Origin of the sequence: Streptomyces sp. NRRL WC-3618, from assembly GCF_001280005.1 — a bacterium.
Lineage (GTDB): Bacteria > Actinomycetota > Actinomycetes > Streptomycetales > Streptomycetaceae > Streptomyces.
In genome coordinates this window covers 1-282 of record NZ_LGDW01000379.1, presented here as the reverse complement: position 1 = coordinate 282, position 282 = coordinate 1, and the positions used below count along the sequence as shown (strand labels likewise).

The 282-nt window shown below is 59.6% G+C and carries 2 rRNA genes; both read left to right on the top strand.

What is annotated here, in order from left to right:
• A 23S ribosomal RNA gene (locus ADL01_RS26905) occupies window positions 1–77 on the top strand; the annotation flags it as partial.
• 88 nt (window positions 78–165) lie between these two features.
• Window positions 166–282 (top strand): 5S ribosomal RNA (gene rrf, locus ADL01_RS26900).

Genomic DNA, 282 nt, shown 5'->3' with positions numbered 1-282 from the left:
CTGGGTTGATAGGCCAGATCTGGAAGCCCGGTAACGGGTGGAGGTGACTGGTACTAATAGGCCGAGGGCTTGTCCTCAGTTGCTCGCGTCCACTGTGTTGGTTCTGAAACCACGAACAACCCCGCCCAAGGTCACGGGTGGTGCGGTTGAGTTGTTTCACCGTGTTTCGGTGGTCATAGCGTGAGGGAAACGCCCGGTTACATTCCGAACCCGGAAGCTAAGCCTCACAGCGCCGATGGTACTGCAGGGGGGACCCTGTGGGAGAGTAGGACGCCGCCGAAC